Raw genomic sequence first — 18,176 nt, 5'->3', positions numbered from 1 at the left:
GCACGTCGGGGGCGTCTAACCCAACTCACGTGCAACCGCTCAAGGACCTCTCCTCATGGCACAAGTAATCAACACCAACACGATGTCGTTGAATGCTCAGCGTAACCTGAGCACCAGCGGCAGCTCGCTGGCCACCACCATCCAGCGCCTGTCCTCCGGTTCGCGCATCAACAGTGCCAAGGACGATGCGGCCGGTCTGGCGATCTCCGAGCGCTTCGGCACCCAGATCCGCGGCACCGACGTGGCCATCCGCAATGCCAACGACGGCATCTCGCTGGCACAGGTCGCCGAAGGTTCGCTGACCGAAATCGGCAACAACCTGCAGCGCGTCCGCGAGCTGTCGGTGCAGGCCTCCAACGCCACCAACTCGGCCAGCGACCGCAAGGCGCTGCAGGCCGAAGTGACCCAGCTGGTTTCGGAAATCGACCGCGTCGCCAAGCAGTCGGACTTCAACGGCACCAAGCTGCTGGACGGCTCGTTCTCTAGCCAGCTGTTCCAGGTCGGCGCCAACGCCGGTCAGGCGATTGCCATCGACAAGACCATCGATGCCAAGGCCAATGCCCTGGGTGGCGCACAGTTCGTCACCGGTACCATTGCTGCTCCGACCCTGTCCGGTACCCCGGCCACCACCGCTGACATCGCAACCTTTACCCTGACCAGCGCTCAGGGCACGGTCACCTTCGATGCACTGAAGGTCGAGAACACCGATGCCGCTGGTGCAGGCAAGGCGCTGGCGACCCACATCAACGCCAAGATCGGCGAAACCGGCATCCTGGCCGAGGCCGATGCTACCGGCGCACTGACCCTGACCTCGGTCAAGGACAGCGTCAAGGCAGACGGCACTCTGGTACAGCTGGCTTCCACCGGTGGCGTGACCGTTGCCGGCAATACGACCGTGCCGGCCAAGCAGTACGCCGACAAGATCGATGTGTCCACCGTGAAGGGTGCACAGCAGGCGATGGAAGTGGTCGACAAGGCACTCGGCGCGATCAACAGCACCCGCGCCGACCTCGGTGCCGTGCAGAACCGCTTCACCTCGGTGGTGGCCAACCTGCAGACCTCGTCGGAAAACCTGTCGGCGTCGCGCAGCCGCATCAAGGACACCGACTTCGCCAAGGAAACCGCTGAGCTGACCCGCACCCAGATCCTGCAGCAGGCCGGTACGGCCATGCTGGCCCAGGCCAACCAGGTGCCGCAGGGCGTGCTCAGCCTGCTGCGCTGATCCGCTCCTTGATCGACCACCGGGCGGCGGCCGAGCTGCCGCCCGGTTCCTGAAATACGTTCCACCTTCGCCAAAGGAAAAGCACCATGGCACAAGTCATCAACACCAACACCATGTCCCTGAATGCTCAGCGCAACCTGAGCACCAGCGGCAGCTCGCTCGCTACCACCATCCAGCGCCTGTCCTCCGGTTCGCGCATCAACAGCGCCAAGGACGATGCGGCCGGCCTGGCGATCTCCGAGCGCTTCGGCACCCAGATCCGCGGCACCGACGTGGCCATCCGCAATGCCAACGACGGCATTTCGCTGGCCCAGGTCGCCGAAGGTTCGCTGACCGAAATCGGCAACAACCTGCAGCGCGTCCGCGAGCTGTCGGTGCAGGCCTCCAACGCCACCAACTCGGCCAGCGACCGCAAGGCACTGCAGGCCGAAGTGACCCAGCTGGTTTCGGAAATCGACCGCGTCGCCAAGCAGTCGGACTTCAACGGCACCAAGCTGCTGGACGGTTCGTTCTCCAGCCAGCTGTTCCAGGTCGGCGCCAACGCCGGCCAGGCCATCGCCATCGACAAGACTATCGATGCCAAGGCCAACGCCTTGGGCGGTGCGCAGTTCGACGCCGTGACCTTCACCGTAGGCGCGCCGGCTGACGGCACGACGGGCCTGAAGGTCGCCGGCATGACCATCACCAACGCCTCGGGCGCAGCGGTGGCCATCGATGGCATCGACATCGCCGCACAGGGCGGTGCAGACGGCACCAAGACCCAGGACGCCGCCACCAAGGCGATGGTTGCTGCGATCAATGCCAAGATCGGTGAGACCGGCGTGCTGGCCGAGATCGACACCGCCGGCGGCGGCAAGATCAACCTGAGCTCGGTCAAGGACAGCGTCGACAAGAACGGCGCCTTCCTCGGCATCGCCGTGGAAACCGGCACCTGGACCGGCGTTGCCGCTGGCCCGGCCGACATCGCCGCCAGCACCACCGCAGGTGCCAAGAGCTTTGCCGACAAGATCGACGTGTCCACCGTGAAGGGTGCACAGCAGGCAATGGAAGTGGTCGACAAGGCCCTGGGTGCGATCAACAGCACCCGCGCCGACCTCGGCGCGATCCAGAACCGCTTCACCTCGGTCGTTGCCAACCTGCAGACCTCCTCGGAGAACCTGTCGGCGTCGCGCAGCCGCATCAAGGACACCGACTTCGCCAAGGAAACCGCTGAGCTGACCCGCACCCAGATCCTGCAGCAGGCCGGTACGGCCATGCTGGCCCAGGCCAACCAGGTGCCGCAGGGCGTGCTCAGCCTGCTGCGCTGATCCACGGCAAGAAGGCGCCGCTACCGTCGGGTTCAACCGACGGTAGCGGCAACCCGACAGCCACGGCGTACTCAGGTGCCGGCCATGCCCGGCCCGGGAAGCTTCCCGAACCGGCTTGGCATCGCCCGCCCCTGCGGACCTCTCTTTCAGCGTTGTGCATGTTGACTGTACGTACCGGGCGGCTTCGTCTCCCCCCGATTGTCAGTAGCCTGATCCCTCCCCTGCATTGGGGGAGGGTTTTTTACAGACCCCCGGCAGCCCGCGGTGAACCCACCCGCGCCCTGCCCCAGACCTCCTGCAACCGGCGTGCCAGAACCGCCCCACCGGCCAGTGGCACGGCGCATGCATCAACGAAGTCCTCAAGACCCAGCGGCACAGGCCGCTATTTTCGTTGACGACGGGCCGCTGCACGACGGCCAGGCCCGTATACCAGGAGAAACGACGTGGCAGACTTTGGATACGGTGGCATTGGCTCAGGGCTGGACATCTCCAGCATCGTCAACCAGCTGGTCGCAGCGGACCGCAAGCCGGCCGACAATGCGCTGAACCTGCAGCAGTCCAAGACCAAGATGCAGCTGTCGTCGCTCGGCACGGTCACCTCGGCCTTCGACAAGCTGAAGACCGCCCTGACCGCATTGAAGGCCACCACCGCCTTCGACACCCGCACGGTAACCGCCTCCGGCAAAGCACAGCCAGGCAATACCGAGGATGTGCTGACGGCATCGGTGGCGCTGTACGACCTCGGTACCAGCAAGGCGGCCGCAGCCAACGGTACCCACAAGGTCGAGGTGAAGAACCTGGCGTCGGCGCACAAGCTGATTGCCGACACGTCGGTTCCCAAGACCGATACCTTCGGTGCCGGAACCTTGACGCTTACCGTCGGCGTGGGTGACAAGGCCAAGACGATGAACGTGCAGGTGGAGGAAGGCGACACACTTACCACCGTCCGCAACAAGATCGACGCCGCCGGCCGCAAGGAAGGCGTGCAGGCCACGCTGATCAGCTCCGGCGACAACCAGTACCTGTCCATCGCCCAGGAAAAGACCGGCGCGGCCAGCGCGATCAAGCTGGAATACGCCGGCAGCGATCCCAAGCTGGGCGCGCTGGTCGGCAGCCTGAAGGAAAACAGCCCCGCCAAGGATGCGCTGCTGACCATTGACGGCGTGGAAGTGGTGAGTGCCAGCAACACCGTGACCGACGCGGTGCCAGGCCTGACCCTGAACCTGAAGGTGCCGGGCCTGAGCACGGTCGTCATCAGCACCGACACCACGGCCGCAACCAAGGTGATGCAGGAGTTCGTCACCGCCTACAACGCGGCCGTCGCGGCGATCAACACCGAAACCAAGTACGACCCGAAGACCAAGGAAGCCGCCGCGCTGACCGGCGATGCGCAGATGCGGGGTGCGATCGCCCAGCTGCGTTCGACGATGTCCGGTGTGCTCAAGGACCTGGCAGGCGACCAGCTGGATGCCAAGGCACTGGGCCTGCAGACCCGCGGCTATCCCAATGCCGATGGCACCCTGGTGCTGGACAGCACCAAGTTCGCCGCAGCCCTCGCCGCGCAGCCGGAGAAGATCCGCCAGGCGGTCACCGGCGATACCGGCGGTGCCGGCCGGCTGTATTCACTGGTGGACGGCTACGTCAGCACCACGGTTGGCAAGGAAGGCGCCTTCGTCGCCCGCACCAAGGGGCTGAACACCACGCTGGACAACATCGACAAGCGCCGCAAGGACCTGGACGCGCGCATGGTCGGTGTCGAGGCCCGTTACAAGAAGCAGTTCGTGGCATTGGACAGCCTGATGGGCAAGCTGCAGCAGAGCAACACCGCCCTGCAGCAGCAGCTGGCCCAGTTGAACCGCTGAGGAAGCACGCACGGCGCTCAAGTTTGGCGCCGTACGCACCGATAACGGACGCAACAGCAATCATCGCAGTGCCGGCGTCAACGGTCCCTTCGACCGCACCCCGGCACCCCGCGCAAGGGAGAATCACGAATGTACGGTTCCAGCCGTCAGTACGCCGAGCAATACCGCCAGGTGGGTGTGACCAGTGCGGTCGCCGATGCCGATCCGCACAAACTGGTGGCGCTGCTGCTGTCTGGCGCGCTGGAGCGCGTGCGCCGTGCACAGGCCACCCTTGACCAGGGCGACCAGGCCGGCAAGGGCAAGGCGATCGGCGAAGCGTGCGCGATCGTCGCCCACCTCAACGGCTCGCTGGACCATGAAGCCGGCGGCGAAATCGCCGGCAACCTGTCGGCGCTGTACGACTACCTGCTGCAGCGCCTGACCGAAGCCAACCTGCACAACGACCGCGCCGCGCTGGACGAATCGCTGCAGCTGCTGGGCGAGATCGACGGTGCCTGGAATGCCATTCCGCACGAACAGCGCCGTCCCGCGGCGGTGGCGCCATGAGCCTGCTTGAACTCAACGCGCAGCTGGATGCCTTCGAGAAGGCCCTCGACGAAGAGGCCTTCGAACAGGCCGACAGCCTGCTCGATGGCCATGACAGCACCCTGCACGCACTGCTGAGCCAGCCGCTGGGCAGCGCCGACCACGCGCCGCTGTCGGCCCTGCTGGAGCGCCAGCAGAGCCTGCTCGGCCTGCTGCGCCAGCGTCGCGACGCAGTCTCCGTGCAGATGCAGGACGGCCGCCGCTCCCTTCGCGCCGCGCATGCCTACCTGCAGGCAGAATCGCTGGCATGACCGTGCTGCCGACCACGTCCCTGCACCACCCGGCTGAAAGCGAGCTGTTCGACGAAACGCTCAGCTGTGAACTGGCCCTGCCCGCCGAGTTCCAGGCCGGCAGTGCAGTGGGCCGGACCAGCAGTGCCGAAGGCCTGCTGCGCAGCCTGGCACTGGTCGAAGACAGCCGCATCGACGAACACGAGGAACGCAGCGAAGCCAGCCTGCAGCTGCAGCGCCTGGAAGCCAAGGTGGACCTGACCATGGTCCTGCTCGGCCGCCTGATCCGCCAGCAGGGCCAGGAACCCACGCTGCGCCCGGTGCGCTGGTCGCGCCGTGGCATCCGCCTGCAGCTGGGCCCACGCAGCGGCAGCACGCCCGGCCAGGCCGGCGTTGTCCGCCTGCAACCCAGCGACTGGCTGCCCGACCATATCGACCTGCCGGTGGAAGTCATCGCCGAAGCGGCCGATGGCGGTGGTGGTCACTATCTGTGGCTGCGCTTCCATCGCCTCGGCGATGGCTTGGAAATGGCGATGGAACGGCATCTGTTCCGGCTGCACCGTCGGCAGGTGGCCGAGGCCCGCCGCGCACGCTGAAATCTGCCACCATGCAGGCGGACGGACAGCCCTTGGCGTGCCCGTTCAGCTAAGTTAAGGTGGACCCCCCTCCCCAACCTCCAGCGTGCCTGTGCGAGTTCTCATCGTCGACGATCACACCCTGGTTCGCGCCGGCCTGGCGCGGCTGCTGCAGGGGTTTGCCGACGTGCAGCTCGTCGCCGAGGCCAGCAATGCCGAACAGGCACTGCAGATGGCCCTGCAGCACGCACCGGACGTGGTGTTGATGGACCTGTCGCTGCCCGGCCGTACCGGCCTGGAAGCACTGAGCGACATCCGCCTGCGCGCACCCGGCACGCGCATCGTGATGATGACCATGCACGACGACGCCGCCCACGTGCGTGATGCCCTGGATCGGGGTGCCGTCGGTTTCGTGGTCAAGGATGCCGCACCGCAGGAGCTGGAACTGGCGCTGCGTGCCGCGCATGCCGGCCAGGTATTCCTGAGTCCGCAGATCTCGGCCAAGATGCTGGCGCCGATGCTCGGTCGCGAAAAACCGACCGGCATTGCCGCACTGTCGCCGCGCCAGCGCGAGATCCTTCGCCGCATCGGCAAGGGCGAGAGCAACAAGGAAATCGCCGCCGATCTTGGTATCAGCGTCAAGACGGTGGAGACCCATCGCGCACGCATGATGGAATCGCTGGGTTGCCGTCGCGCCAATGATCTGCTGCTGCTGGCCGCGCGCCACCAGCACGAACTGGAATGACGTCCCCGCGTCGGCGGTAACGCCGCAGCGCCACTGGCAGGGCTGGCGCCGAAATACCGTCACCCACGCGCATCCCGACGGGATTCCGTACAGCACGCACGACCTGCCGCCGTGGCCGCTGACCACGAATCAATGACTTGGCGCGCATGATCGTCAAAATCCCGCGCTTGTGTAGGGGTTTTCCCTACACGGTGTCGGGAACACCACCAACACCCTCAGGAACCCCCCGATTCCGCCCTTGCCGGATCAAAAGCAAGATGTGTTCCACAAGGCGTCGGGGAGCGGCGCCGGGGAACCACGATGAAGGCTTCACTCTCGACCCAGCTGGGCCAACAACTTCACCTCACCCCGCAGTTGCTGCAGTCGATCCGGCTGCTGCAGCTCGACGGCCTGCACCTGGAACAGGAAATCCAGCGCCTGCTGGACTCCAATCCGCTGCTGGAAATCGAAGACGCCGAAGCGCCCGCCGCCGAAGCTACCGATCCGGCCACCACCACGCTGGATACGGCCGCGTTCGACGAACTGCCCGAATCCTCGATGTGGGAGGTGTCCGGCGCCAACTGGCAGGACGGCGACGACGACCGCATGGCGCGCATCGCCGCTGGCGAGTCGAGCGACCCGCAGCTGCGCGTGCTGCAGCGCCTGGCGCTGGACCTGGACGAGCACGAACTGGCCGTGGCCGCCTTCTGGCTGGAACACTGCGACGATGCCGGCTACCTGCAGGCACCGCTGGCGCAGCTGCAGCTGCTGGCCAGTGCGCAGTTCGACATCGATGCCGACGGCGTTGAAGCTGTCCGCCAGCACCTGCTGCAGGGCGAGCCGGCCGGCATGGCCGCGCAGGACCTGCGCGAATCGCTGCTGGCCCAGCTGTGCAGCCTGCACGGCGTGGTGCCGGCCCGGCATCTGGCTGCGCGCATCCTGCAGGGCGCGCTCGATGCCTTGGCCGCGCACGACTACCCCGCCCTCGCCCGCCAGCACGATGCCGAGATCGAGGACGTGCGCGAAGCCGTCCGCCTGATCCTGTCGCTGCAGCCGCGCCCGGGCGACAGCCTGCTGCCCGAGTGCAATGCAGTGGTGGTGCCGGACGTGGTCGCCTGGCACGCCGACGAACAATGGAAGGTGGCGCTGAACCCGGCCACCAGCCGCCGGGTATCGATCAACAGCCAGTACGAACAGGCTCTGGCTGACAGTGGTGAGGCTGCGCCGGCCCTGCGCGAGATGCTGCAGGAGGCACGCTGGTTCAGCCGCGGCCTGTCGATGCGTTACGACACCCTGCTGCGCACGGCGCGGGTGATCGTCGAGCGCCAGGCAGCCTTCCTGGTGCGTGGCGAGGAAGCCATGGCACCGCTGACACTGAAGGAAGTGGCCGAAGAAATCGGCATGCACGAATCCACCGTTTCGCGCATCACCACCGGCAAGTACCTGCAGACCCCGCGCGGCACCTTCGAACTCAAGCACTTCTTCGCCGTGCGCCTGGAAGGGGCCAGCGTGTCCGGCCAGGCGGTCAAGGCCATGGTCCGCCGCCTGATCGACGCCGAACCGGCCGGACGCCCGCTGGCGGACGAGGCCATCGCTGGCCTGCTGTCCCGCCAAGGGGTGAACATTGCCCGTCGAACCGTCGCAAAATACCGCGAACAACTGGATATCGCCCCGGCCCGCGAACGGCGCCGGGTCAACGCCAGGCAACCGCAGCTGGCCCGGGTGGGCTGAAAAGGATGTTGGACATGAACAAGCTCACAGTTCTGCTGGTCGATGACCACGAGGGCTTCATCAACGCGGCCATGCGCCACTTCCGCAAGATCGACTGGCTGCAGATCGTCGGCAGCGCCGGCAACGGCCTGGAAGCGATCGAACGCTCGGAAAGCCTGCGCCCGCAGGTGGTGCTGATGGACCTGGCGATGCCGGAAATGGGCGGCCTGCAGGCCACCCGCCTGATCAAGTCGCAGGATGATGCCCCGTACATCGTGATCGCCAGCCACTTCGATGACGTCGAGCATCGCGAGCACGCACTGCGCGCCGGCGCCGACAATTTCGTCAGCAAGCTGTCCTACATCCAGGAAGTCATGCCGATCCTGGAAGGCCTCAGGGAGGAACGGTCGTGAGCGAATCGCGCATCCTGGTACTGGACAACGACGCGGTGCGTGCCGAGCGCACCGTGGCCCTGCTGGAATTCATGGACTTCAACCCGCGCTGGGTTTCCGACGCGGCCGATTTCGACCTGACGCGCCAGCGCCAGAACGACTGGATGGCGGTGATCGTCGGCAGCCTGGACGACAGTGCCGCCAGCACCGCATTGTACGCCTGGCTGGGGGGCAGCAGCCTGCCGCCGCCGGTGCTGCTGGCCGACGGTGACGCGACTGCGTTCGCGCAGCGGCATGGCCTGCACGAAGCCAACATCTGGCCGCTGGAAGCGCCGCTGCGTCACGCACAGATGGAAGCCCTGCTGCGCCGCGCCAGCCTCAAGCGCCTGGATGCCGAACACCAGGCCGGTGCCGTGCAGGACCAGGGCCCGACCGGCAACGGTCCGGCGGTCAGCGCACTGCGCACGATGATCGAGCAGGTCGCCGCGTTCGACACCACCGTGCTGGTGCTGGGCGAATCGGGCACCGGCAAGGAAGTGGTCTCGCGCAGCATCCACCAGCGCTCGCCGCGCCGCGATGGCCCGTTCGTGGCGATCAACTGCGGCGCGATTCCGGCCGAACTGCTGGAAAGCGAGCTGTTCGGCCACGAAAAGGGCGCCTTCACCGGCGCGCTGACCGCGCGCAAGGGCCGTTTTGAAATGGCCGAGGGCGGCACGCTGCTGCTCGATGAGATCGGCGACATGAGCCTGCCGATGCAGGTCAAGCTGCTGCGCGTGCTGCAGGAGCGCAGCTTCGAGCGCGTCGGCGGCAACCAGACCATCCGCTGCAACGTGCGGGTGATCGCCGCAACCCATCGCGACCTGGAAAGCCGCATTGCCGATGGCAAGTTCCGCGAGGACCTGTTCTATCGCCTCAACGTGTTCCCGATCGATGTGCCGGCCCTGCGCGAGCGTCGCGAAGACCTGCCGGCGCTGGTGGAAACCATCGCCACCCAGCTGGCGCGCACCGGTCGCGGCGAAGTGCGCTTCACCCCGGAAGCGCTGCAGGCGCTGGCCGGCTACGAGTGGCCGGGCAACGTGCGCGAACTGACCAACCTGGTCGAGCGCCTGGCCGTGCTGCACCCGGGTGGCTCGGTGCGCGTGCAGGACCTGCCGGCACGCTACCGCGGCGACGCCGCGCTGGCCGTACCCGCTGTGGTCGCGGCCGCTCCGGTTGTCGCCAGCGAAGAACGCCTGGACCTGCGCAGCTTCTCGTTCCACACTCCGGGCAGTGGCAACCAGCCGTCGCTCGAGCATGGCATCGCCGTCAACCGCGCCGCAGCGCCGGCCGCGTTGCCGGACGACGGCCTGGACCTGCGCAACCACATGGCCAACATCGAACTGGGCCTGATCAACGAAGCACTGGAGCGCACCCAGGGCGTGGTTGCCCACGCCGCGCAGCTGCTCGGCCTGCGCCGCACCACCCTGGTGGAAAAGCTGCGCAAGTACGGCATCGAACGCGAAGCGGCCGAACTGGCCAGCTGACACGCGTTACCAGCATGAAGGGGGCACGAACGCCTGGGCTTGCCCGGGCGTTGGTGTTTGTGGGGGTCCGCCTGATGCGCGGGCGGGTCCGACGGTTCCATGGCAGCGGCCGGATTGCTCAGTAGATCCACGCCATGCGTGGATGACCGGCGACGGTACCGAGAATATTTCGCTGCATTTGCACGTTTTCCTACAGACAACGCAACCGCACCGCGGAGCATGGCAAGGACGTCCCAACGAGGTTCCGCCATGCATCGCCTGACTCTGCTTGCCGCCCTGCTCTGCCCTGCTCTGGCCACAGCCGCCGACTGCGCCCTGCCCACCACACTCGACCAGCGCCAGTTCACCAACCTCAGCGATCCGCTGTACCAGCCAGATAATCCGAATGCCGGACGCATGGTGCAGGTCAGCTTCGGCAGCAATCAGTACGTGCTGCACATCCTCGGCACCGACCTCCGCATCGGCGGCAGCTACCGTTACCAGCAACTGGCTCCGCACATTGCGGAAATCCAGATGACAGAAGCCCACCCCGCCGGCCCCGCCCGCTACACCCTGCTGCTGACCTGCCTGACCGACCACCAGGGCCGCTTCATCTACACCCAGCACGACGGCCCCATCGCCCCACGCCAGCGCCAGAATTCCGGCCGCTGGACCCTGCAGCCATAGGCCAAAAAACCGACGCCGGTGAAATGACGCGTCACGCATCCCAAGCGCCATCCACCCATGCCGCGGATCAAGCGTGTCGACCAAGGTCGACACCCACCAACAGCAGCGTGCCGACCAACGGTCAGCACCCACCAACAGCAGCGTGTCGACCAAGGTCGACACCCACCAACAGCAGCGTGTCGACCAACGGTCAGCACCCACCAACAGCAGCGTGTCGACCAAGGTCGACACCTACCAAGAGCAGCGTGCCGACCAACGGTCAGCACCCACCAACAGCAGCGGGAAATTGTCGAAGGCGGGGTGGGTCCGGTTGCGGGGGTGTCCGCGGCATGGATGCCGCGGCCAAGCCCCCATGGACGGGTTTACGGCGTCCCCCGCAACCGGACCCACCCCGCCATCCCACAGGAAAGCCGCTTTGGCTGTCGCTGTTGAGGTTGCCGGCCAGCGGCCGGCACTACCGCGGGGCGCGGGGTGCAACCCCGCAAAGCAATACCCCCCTCACTTCACTGAACCGATCAGCCATTTCGGCACGGCACTTGCACTAGCTCCAGCAGACACCCCCATCCCTGTTTCTGGAACCGTTGCAGATGTCCCACTCCGTCACTTCGATCCTTTCCCAGATCCGCTCCTACCAGACCCAGGTGGGACAGCCCGCGCTCAACCCGCTGGCCGAAGCGCCGCGTAGCAATGCCCTGCCGGGCACGGTGCTGGATGCGCCGCAGGTCCAGCCTGCCAGCTTCACTGAAACCCTGCGCGGCGCCATCGCCGGCGTCAACGATGCGCAACAGAAATCCGGCGCGCTGGCCAAGGCCTTCGAACTGGGTGAACCCGGTGCCGACCTGGCCAAGGTGATGGTCGCCTCGCAGCAGTCCCAGATCGCCTTCCGCGCCACCGTGGAAGTCCGCAACCGTCTCGTCCAGGCCTACCAGGACGTGATGAACATGCCGCTGTAAGGATAGAACCGCATGGCCCTGTCGCTCTCCAAGGAATCCCTGAACGCCGAAAAGGCGGGCCAGTGGTTCGATCGGCTGCAAAGCCTGCAGATCACCCGTCGGCTCGGACTGATGGCGATGATCGCCGTGGCCGTCGCGGCCGGGCTGTTCGTGTTCTTCTGGTCGCAGAAGCCGGGCATGGTGCCGCTGTACACCGGCCTGGACCAGAAGGCCACCGCTGAAGCGACCGATCTGCTGCGTGCCGCACAGATTCCGTTCCAGCTGGACCCGGCCACCGGTGGCATCACCGTGCCGGAGAAGAACCTGCATGATGCCCGCCTGAAACTGGCGGGCTCGGGCCTGACCGACAGCGGCAAGCTCGGCTTCGAGCTGATGGAGCGCGACCCCGGTTTTGGTGTCAGCCAGTTCGTGGAAAGTGCGCGCTACCAGCACGCGTTGGAAACCGAGCTGTCGCGCACCATCAACACGCTGCGCCCGGTGCGCGATTCGCGCGTGCACCTGGCCATTCCCAAGCCCAGTGCGTTCACCCGCCAGCGTGATGTGGCCAGTGCCTCGGTTACCCTTGAACTGCGTGGCGGCCAGCAGCTGGAACGCAGCCAGGTTGATGCGATCGTGCACATGGTTGCTGCAGCCATTCCCGATCTGGCGCCGGAACGGGTGACCGTGGTCGACCAGAGCGGTCGCATGCTCAGCGTCAGCGACCCCAACAGCGAAGCGGCCGTCAACGCCGCCCAGTTCGAACAGGTGCGCCGCCAGGAAACCTCGTTCAACCAGCGTATCCGCGAGCTGCTGGAACCGATGACCGGCCCCGGCCGGGTCAACCCCGAAGTCAGTGTCGACATGGACTTCTCGGTGACCGAGGAAGCGCGCGAGCTGTACAACGGCGAGCCGCAGAAGCTGCGCAGCGAGCAGATGAGCGAGAACACCAGCAGCACGCCGGGCCCGCAGGGCGTACCGGGTGCCACCAGCAACAGCCCGCCGGGCCAGGCCGCCGCACCGGCCACCGCGCAGGCACCGACCGAAAGCAGCAAGAACGCGACCCGCAACTACGAGCTGGACCGTACCCTGCAGCACACCCGCCAGCCGGCCGGCCGCATCAAGCGCGTGTCGGTGGCGGTGCTGGTGGACAACGTGCCGCGCGCCGGCGCCAACGGCAAGGTTGCACCGCAGCCGCTGTCGGCGGCCGAACTGACCCGGGTCGAGGCACTTGTCAAGCAGGCCGTCGGTTTCAGTGCCGAGCGTGGCGACACCGTGTCGGTGATGAATGCCCCGTTCGTGCGTGACACCACGCCGGTGGAAGGCCCGGCCTGGTGGGAACTGCCGTGGGTGCACGATGCCGGCCGCATGCTGCTGGGTGCGCTGGTGGTGATGGCGTTGCTGTTCGGCGTGCTGCGCCCGGCACTGCGCGGCATCACCGGGCAGAACCGCAAGAACGAAGAACTGGCGCTGGAACCGCACACCGCGGACGTGCAGCTGGTCGATGACGATGGCACCCCGCTGCCGGCGCTGGGCGCCGACCGGGTCAGCCTGGGCGGGCCGGAAGCGCTGGCCCTGCCGGTGGATTCTTATGAGGAACGATTGCGGATGGCCCGTGAAGCCGTGAAGACCGACTCCAAGCGCGTGGCCCAGGTGGTCAAGGGCTGGGTGGCCAATGACTGAGGTCGCGCCCCTGACCGGCGTGCAGCGCGCCGCCGTCCTGTTGCTGTCGCTGGGTGAACTGGACGCGGCCGAAGTGCTGCGCCACATGGAGCCGAAGGAGGTGCAGAAGATCGGCATCGCCATGGCCACCATGTCCGACATCACCCGCGAACAGGTGGAACGGGTGATGGACCAGTTCAGCCAGGAACTGGGCTCGAAGACCTCGCTGGGCGTGGGCTCGGACGACTACATCCGCAACATGCTGGTGCAGGCGCTGGGCAGCGAGAAGGCCGGCAACCTGATCGACCGCATCCTGCTGGGCCGCAACACCACCGGCCTGGACGCACTGAAGTGGATGGACCCGCGTGCGGTGGCCGACCTGGTGCGCAACGAGCATCCGCAGATCATCGCCATCGTGATGGCGCACCTGGAAACTGACCAGGCTGCCGACGCGCTGAAGCTGCTGCCCGAGCGCACCCGCGTGGACGTGCTGCTGCGCATCGCCACCCTCGACGGCATTCCGCCCAATGCGCTGAACGAACTCAACGAGATCATGGAACGCCAGTTCGCCGGCAACCAGAACCTGAAGTCGTCCAACATCGGCGGCGTGCAGTGCGCGGCCAACATCCTCAACTTCATGGACAGCGGCCAGGACCAGGCGATCCTGGGCGAGATCGCGCGCATCGACGCACCGCTGAGTGGCCGCATCCAAGACCTGATGTTCGTGTTCGACGATCTGGTGGACCTGGACGACCGCGAGATGCAGCTGGTGCTGCGCGAAGTCAGCGGCGAACGACTGGGCCTGGCCCTGCGCGGCGCCGACATCAAGGTACGCGACAAGATCACCCGCAACATGTCCCAGCGTGCAGCCGAGATCCTGCTGGAAGACATGGAAGCGCGCGGCCCGGTCCGCCTGTCCGACGTGGAAGTGGCGCAGCGCGAGATCCTGGCCATCGTCAAGCGCATGGCCGATGAGGGCACTGTCACCATCGGCGGCAGCGCGGAGGCGATGCTGTGAGCAACGTCGTGCGCTGGCTTGCCCCGGACCTGCTGGCCCAGCCCGAACCGGTGCTGGACCAGGACGAGGCCTTCGAACTCACCGAGCCGGACCCGGAGCATGAGCCCGAGCCGCCGTTGCAGCTGCCGACCCTGGAGGAAATCCAGGCGATCCAGGACAGCGCCGAGAAGGAAGGTTTCGACCAGGGCCATGCCGATGGCTTCAGCCAGGGCCAGGCCGAGGTGCGCCGCTTGGTCGCGCAGATCGAGGGCATCCTCGACAACTTCGGCCGGCCGCTGGCACGCCTGGAAAATGAAGTGGTCGGCGCCCTCGGCGAACTGGCGGTACGCATTGCCGGTGCGCTGGTTGGCCGTGCCTACGAGGCCGATCCGGCGCTGCTGGGACAACTGGTCGGCGAGGCGATTGACGCCGTTGGTGGCAGCAACCGCGAGGTGGAAGTACGCCTGCATCCCGATGACATCACCGCCCTCGCCCCGTTGCTGACCCTGTCGCCGCAGCAGCGCCTGGTGCCTGATACCAGCCTGAGCCGTGGCGACCTGCGCGTGCATGCCGAAGCGGTACGCATCGACGGCACCCTGGAAGCCCGCCTGCGCGGCGCGCTGGACGCCGTGATCCGCCAGACCGGAACCATCGCATGAATACCAATACCGCTTCGCAGCCGTCGCCGCCGGCCGACTGGGCCGTTGCCCGCAACCTGCGCCTGGCCAACCGCCTCGACGGCCTGAAGGTCGACACCGCGCACGGTCGCGGGCTGATCCGCGAAGGCGTGCTGCGGCGGGCGGTCGGTCTGACCCTGGAAGCGGTCGGCTGCGAAGCGCCGCTCGGCGCCAGCTGCAAGGTGGAAGTGGTTGACGGCGGCTGGGTCGATGCCGAAGTGGTCGGCTTCGCCGGCGAACGCACCTACCTGATGCCCAGTGCCGAACTGCACGGGCTGCTGCCGAATGCGCGGGTGGTGCCCTCGGCACGTCGTGGCGGCGTGGAAGTGGGCGAAGGCCTGCTCGGCCGTGTCATCGACAGTGATGGCGTACCGCTGGATGGCAAGGGCCCGATCCGCGCTGAAGGCCACGTCGGCATGGCCGGCGTTTCGATCAATCCGTTGGCGCGCGAACCGATCACCCAGCCGCTGGACGTGGGCGTGCGCGCGATCAACGCGCTGCTGCCGATCGGCCGCGGCCAGCGTGTGGGCCTGTTCGCCGGCTCCGGCGTCGGCAAATCGACGCTGCTGGGCATGATGACCCGCTACACCGCCGCCGACGTGATCGTGGTCGGCCTGATCGGTGAGCGTGGCCGCGAAGTGCGCGATTTCGTTGAAAGCACGCTGGGCGAGGAAGGCCTGCGCCGCGCGGTGGTGGTGGCCAGCCCGGCCGACCGGCCGCCGCTGGCCCGCCTGCATGGCGCCTACCGCGCCACCGCCATCGCCGAATGGTTCCGCGACCAGGGCCTGAACGTCCTGCTGCTGATGGATTCGCTGACCCGCTTCGCGCAGGCGCAGCGCGAGATCGGCCTGTCGGTGGGCGAGCCGCCCACCACGCGCGGCTATCCGCCCTCGGTGTTCGCCAAGCTGCCGGCACTGGTGGAGCGTGCAGGCAACGGCGCCAAGGGGCGCGGTTCGATCACCGCCTTCTACACCGTGCTGACCGAAGGCGACGATCCGCAGGATCCGATCGCCGATGCAGCGCGCGCGATTCTTGACGGCCACATCCTGCTCTCGCGCCGGGTGGCCGACAGCGGCCTGTACCCGGCCATCGACGTGGAATCGTCGGTCAGCCGCGTGGTCACGGAAATCGCCGACGAAGCGTGGCGCCTGCGCATCCGCAAGTTGAAACGGCTGGTCTCGGCCTACTCGGCCAACCGCGACCTGATCGCCATCGGCGCCTATCAGCGCGGCAACGACGCGGCAACCGATGAAGCCCTTGAGCGCTGGCCGGAAATCATGGAATTCCTCGGCCAGGATGTGGCCAAGGCCGCAGATCTACCGCACAGCCAGGCGGCGTTGCAGCGCCTGGTGGAACAAGAGAACGAGAGGCTGACATGATCCAGTCCAAGCGCATCGACCCCCTGCTGAAGCGGGCCCAGGAACACGAGGACGCGGTCGCCCGCGACCTGGCCGAACGCCAGAACGTGCTCGACACCCATCTGTCGCGCCTGGACGAACTGCGGCGCTACGCCGAGGAGTACGCCAACGCGCAGATGGCCGCGACCAGCCCGGCGCAGCTGTTGAACCGGCGCGCATTCCTGGACCGGCTGGACAGCGCGGTGGAACAGCAGCAGCAGACCGTCAACGGCAACCTCGAAAAAGTGGAGGCCGAACGCGCGCGCCTGATCCTGGCCAGCCGTGACAAGGCCGTGCTGGAGCAGCTGGCCGCCAGCTACCGCGCGCAGGAAAAAGTGGTGACCGACCGCCGCGACCAGCGCGAGATGGATGACATCGGCGCACGCCGCGCGCGCCTGGCGCAGACCGAAGACCAGGACGATGGCGAGCAGGGAGGCCGGTCGTGATGCCCTCCCCGTTGAGCAGCAACGCCAGCGCACCGACGCCCGGCGGCAGTGGCAATGCCGGCAGCGCACGCGCCTCGCGCAGCGATTCCGGCAAGGATTTCGGCCAGATGCTGCAGGGCGGCAGCGCCTCGACCGGCACGCCCGGTACCGCGACAAACGCCAGCAATCCGGCAACACCGGCCAACGCTGCAACACCACCCGACGGCAACCCGGGCAAGGCGACGCCGCGGCCGACCGACGGCGAAGCAGCCGCCACGGACGCCAGCACATCGACACCTGCTGTACCGGCAACGTCGGCTGCCAGCGACGACAAGGACACCCCGGCCAACGCGGACGACGCGCCTTGGCCGCCACTCGGATTGGCCGGCCTGATGCTGGCCGTGCCCGCCGGCGTCGATCCGGCGCCTGTGCTGCCGCCGCCAGCGGCCAGCGATGCCGAAGGCGGCGCGCTGCCCTCCGCTGCACTGGCACCCGCGACCGCCGCAGTGGCGACCAACGCGAGCCAGGGCGCGGCAGCGCCGGCCGCCAGCGCTCCGGCATCCGCTGCCGGCGATGATGAGGCCAGTGGCCTACCGTTGCCGGAGCTGGTGATGAGTGGCAAGGCATTGGATCGTGCCGACGACGGTGACAGCCTGCAGATCGGCGACCGCGCACCTCCGGCGCCGCTGCAGCCCCCCCTGCCCGCCGCCCTGCAGGACCTGAAGGCCGCACTGGCCAGCAATGCCGTCTTCAATGGCGAACCGACTCCGAAGCCGGTGCTGGGCGATGATGGTTTCGACCAGGCCATCGGCGCGCGCATCGGCTGGCTGGCCGACCAGAAGATCGGCCATGCCCACATCCGCCTCAATCCGGAAGACCTGGGGCCGGTGGACGTGCGCCTGCAGATGAACGGTGACAAGGTCCATGCCAGCTTCAGCAGCCCGCATGTGGATGTACGCCAGGCGCTGGAAAGCAGCCTGCCGCGCCTGCGTGAACTGCTGGGCGAGCAGGGCTTCCAGCTGGCCCATGCCGATGTCGGCCAGCAGCACAGTGGCGACGGCACTCCGGGCAGCCCGGCGGGCGGCGGCGGTCGTGGTGGTGACGGAGAACCGTCACTGGGCGACACCACGGTGTCGGCGTCGCAGCTGATCCGCCAGCGCGGGTTGTTGGACGCGTACGCCTGACCGTGCGTGCCGACCAAGGTCGGCACCTGGCAGTACACGGGTAGCGCGGGCCATGCCCGGCGGATTCCCGACATTCCGCCGGGCATGGCCCGGCGCTGCCGATATGAAC

At 67.2% G+C, this 18,176-nt stretch carries 18 protein-coding genes; all 18 read left to right on the top strand.

Annotated features, from left to right (window positions below; translation table 11 throughout):
* Positions 1–55 precede the first annotated feature (55 nt).
* A complete protein-coding gene (locus LC407_RS06595) occupies positions 56–1,222 on the top strand; it encodes a flagellin (RefSeq protein ID WP_105164009.1) in 1,167 nt (388 codons plus the stop codon).
* Between the two features lie 86 nt (positions 1,223–1,308).
* Positions 1,309–2,529, top strand: a complete 1,221-nt coding sequence (locus tag LC407_RS06590) for a flagellin (protein ID WP_100436245.1) — start codon at positions 1,309–1,311, stop codon at positions 2,527–2,529.
* A 443-nt stretch (positions 2,530–2,972) separates the two neighbouring features.
* Entirely contained in the window at positions 2,973–4,391 is a 1,419-nt protein-coding gene (gene fliD / locus LC407_RS06585; RefSeq protein ID WP_025879006.1) for a flagellar filament capping protein FliD, read from the top strand.
* Positions 4,392–4,520: 129 nt separating this feature from the next.
* On the top strand, positions 4,521–4,937 hold the full coding sequence (gene fliS / locus LC407_RS06580) for a flagellar export chaperone FliS (protein WP_025879005.1): 417 nt from the start codon (positions 4,521–4,523) through the stop codon (positions 4,935–4,937).
* The gene (locus LC407_RS06575) at positions 4,934–5,227 is read left to right on the top strand and encodes a hypothetical protein (RefSeq protein WP_025879004.1); all 294 of its coding nucleotides are present in this window, start codon (positions 4,934–4,936) and stop codon (positions 5,225–5,227) included. Before fliS ends, LC407_RS06575 begins: the two co-directional genes overlap by 4 nt.
* The gene (locus tag LC407_RS06570; RefSeq protein ID WP_025879003.1) at positions 5,224–5,802 is read left to right on the top strand and encodes a PilZ domain-containing protein; all 579 of its coding nucleotides are present in this window, start codon (positions 5,224–5,226) and stop codon (positions 5,800–5,802) included. The genes LC407_RS06575 and LC407_RS06570 overlap by 4 nt, the downstream gene beginning before the upstream one ends.
* A gap of 91 nt (positions 5,803–5,893) precedes the next feature.
* Positions 5,894–6,526 (top strand): response regulator transcription factor, encoded by a 633-nt coding sequence (locus LC407_RS06565; RefSeq protein WP_025879002.1) that lies wholly within the window; start codon positions 5,894–5,896, stop codon positions 6,524–6,526.
* 300 nt (positions 6,527–6,826) lie between these two features.
* Complete coding sequence (gene rpoN, locus LC407_RS06560; RefSeq protein WP_223482443.1) at positions 6,827–8,236, top strand: RNA polymerase factor sigma-54; 1,410 nt, start codon at positions 6,827–6,829, stop codon at positions 8,234–8,236.
* Positions 8,237–8,250: 14 nt separating this feature from the next.
* Positions 8,251–8,628 (top strand): response regulator transcription factor, encoded by a 378-nt coding sequence (locus tag LC407_RS06555; RefSeq protein ID WP_025879000.1) that lies wholly within the window; start codon positions 8,251–8,253, stop codon positions 8,626–8,628.
* Positions 8,625–10,130: a sigma-54 dependent transcriptional regulator gene (locus LC407_RS06550; RefSeq protein ID WP_025878999.1), complete on the top strand. Its 1,506-nt coding sequence runs from the start codon at positions 8,625–8,627 to the stop codon at positions 10,128–10,130. The genes LC407_RS06555 and LC407_RS06550 overlap by 4 nt, the downstream gene beginning before the upstream one ends.
* 249 nt (positions 10,131–10,379) lie before the next feature.
* Positions 10,380–10,796: a hypothetical protein gene (locus LC407_RS06545; RefSeq protein ID WP_223482442.1), complete on the top strand. Its 417-nt coding sequence runs from the start codon at positions 10,380–10,382 to the stop codon at positions 10,794–10,796.
* Positions 10,797–11,383: 587 nt separating this feature from the next.
* Complete coding sequence (fliE, locus tag LC407_RS06540; protein WP_025878997.1) at positions 11,384–11,749, top strand: flagellar hook-basal body complex protein FliE; 366 nt, start codon at positions 11,384–11,386, stop codon at positions 11,747–11,749.
* Between the two features lie 12 nt (positions 11,750–11,761).
* A complete protein-coding gene (fliF, locus tag LC407_RS06535) occupies positions 11,762–13,408 on the top strand; it encodes a flagellar basal-body MS-ring/collar protein FliF (protein WP_025878996.1) in 1,647 nt (548 codons plus the stop codon).
* 10 nt (positions 13,409–13,418) lie between these two features.
* Complete coding sequence (gene fliG, locus LC407_RS06530) at positions 13,419–14,405, top strand: flagellar motor switch protein FliG (protein ID WP_025878995.1); 987 nt, start codon at positions 13,419–13,421, stop codon at positions 14,403–14,405.
* A gap of 29 nt (positions 14,406–14,434) precedes the next feature.
* Positions 14,435–15,043 (top strand): FliH/SctL family protein, encoded by a 609-nt coding sequence (locus LC407_RS06525; protein WP_223482684.1) that lies wholly within the window; start codon positions 14,435–14,437, stop codon positions 15,041–15,043.
* Complete coding sequence (fliI, locus tag LC407_RS06520; protein ID WP_080148829.1) at positions 15,040–16,440, top strand: flagellar protein export ATPase FliI; 1,401 nt, start codon at positions 15,040–15,042, stop codon at positions 16,438–16,440. Before LC407_RS06525 ends, fliI begins: the two co-directional genes overlap by 4 nt.
* The gene (gene fliJ / locus LC407_RS06515) at positions 16,437–16,904 is read left to right on the top strand and encodes a flagellar export protein FliJ (protein ID WP_025878992.1); all 468 of its coding nucleotides are present in this window, start codon (positions 16,437–16,439) and stop codon (positions 16,902–16,904) included. The genes fliI and fliJ overlap by 4 nt, the downstream gene beginning before the upstream one ends.
* Complete coding sequence (locus tag LC407_RS06510) at positions 16,904–18,067, top strand: flagellar hook-length control protein FliK (protein ID WP_223482441.1); 1,164 nt, start codon at positions 16,904–16,906, stop codon at positions 18,065–18,067. The genes fliJ and LC407_RS06510 overlap by 1 nt, the downstream gene beginning before the upstream one ends.
* The last annotated feature ends 109 nt before the right edge of the window (positions 18,068–18,176 follow it).

The organism is Stenotrophomonas sp. OVS01A, from assembly GCF_019969775.1.
GTDB lineage: Bacteria > Pseudomonadota > Gammaproteobacteria > Xanthomonadales > Xanthomonadaceae > Stenotrophomonas > Stenotrophomonas indicatrix.
This window is presented reverse-complemented; position numbering and strand designations above follow the sequence as displayed.

Coding starts and splice junctions, on each gene's coding strand:
- LC407_RS06570 (WP_025879003.1), top strand. CDS start 5,224: ATGACCGTGCTGCCGACCACGTCCCTGCACCACCCGGCTGAAAGCGAG.
- fliI (WP_080148829.1), top strand. CDS start 15,040: ATGAATACCAATACCGCTTCGCAGCCGTCGCCGCCGGCCGACTGGGCC.
- LC407_RS06555 (WP_025879000.1), top strand. CDS start 8,251: ATGAACAAGCTCACAGTTCTGCTGGTCGATGACCACGAGGGCTTCATC.
- LC407_RS06510 (WP_223482441.1), top strand. CDS start 16,904: ATGCCCTCCCCGTTGAGCAGCAACGCCAGCGCACCGACGCCCGGCGGC.
- fliE (WP_025878997.1), top strand. CDS start 11,384: ATGTCCCACTCCGTCACTTCGATCCTTTCCCAGATCCGCTCCTACCAG.
- fliF (WP_025878996.1), top strand. CDS start 11,762: ATGGCCCTGTCGCTCTCCAAGGAATCCCTGAACGCCGAAAAGGCGGGC.
- LC407_RS06590 (WP_100436245.1), top strand. CDS start 1,309: ATGGCACAAGTCATCAACACCAACACCATGTCCCTGAATGCTCAGCGC.
- LC407_RS06545 (WP_223482442.1), top strand. CDS start 10,380: ATGCATCGCCTGACTCTGCTTGCCGCCCTGCTCTGCCCTGCTCTGGCC.
- rpoN (WP_223482443.1), top strand. CDS start 6,827: ATGAAGGCTTCACTCTCGACCCAGCTGGGCCAACAACTTCACCTCACC.
- fliJ (WP_025878992.1), top strand. CDS start 16,437: ATGATCCAGTCCAAGCGCATCGACCCCCTGCTGAAGCGGGCCCAGGAA.
- LC407_RS06595 (WP_105164009.1), top strand. CDS start 56: ATGGCACAAGTAATCAACACCAACACGATGTCGTTGAATGCTCAGCGT.
- fliS (WP_025879005.1), top strand. CDS start 4,521: ATGTACGGTTCCAGCCGTCAGTACGCCGAGCAATACCGCCAGGTGGGT.
- LC407_RS06575 (WP_025879004.1), top strand. CDS start 4,934: ATGAGCCTGCTTGAACTCAACGCGCAGCTGGATGCCTTCGAGAAGGCC.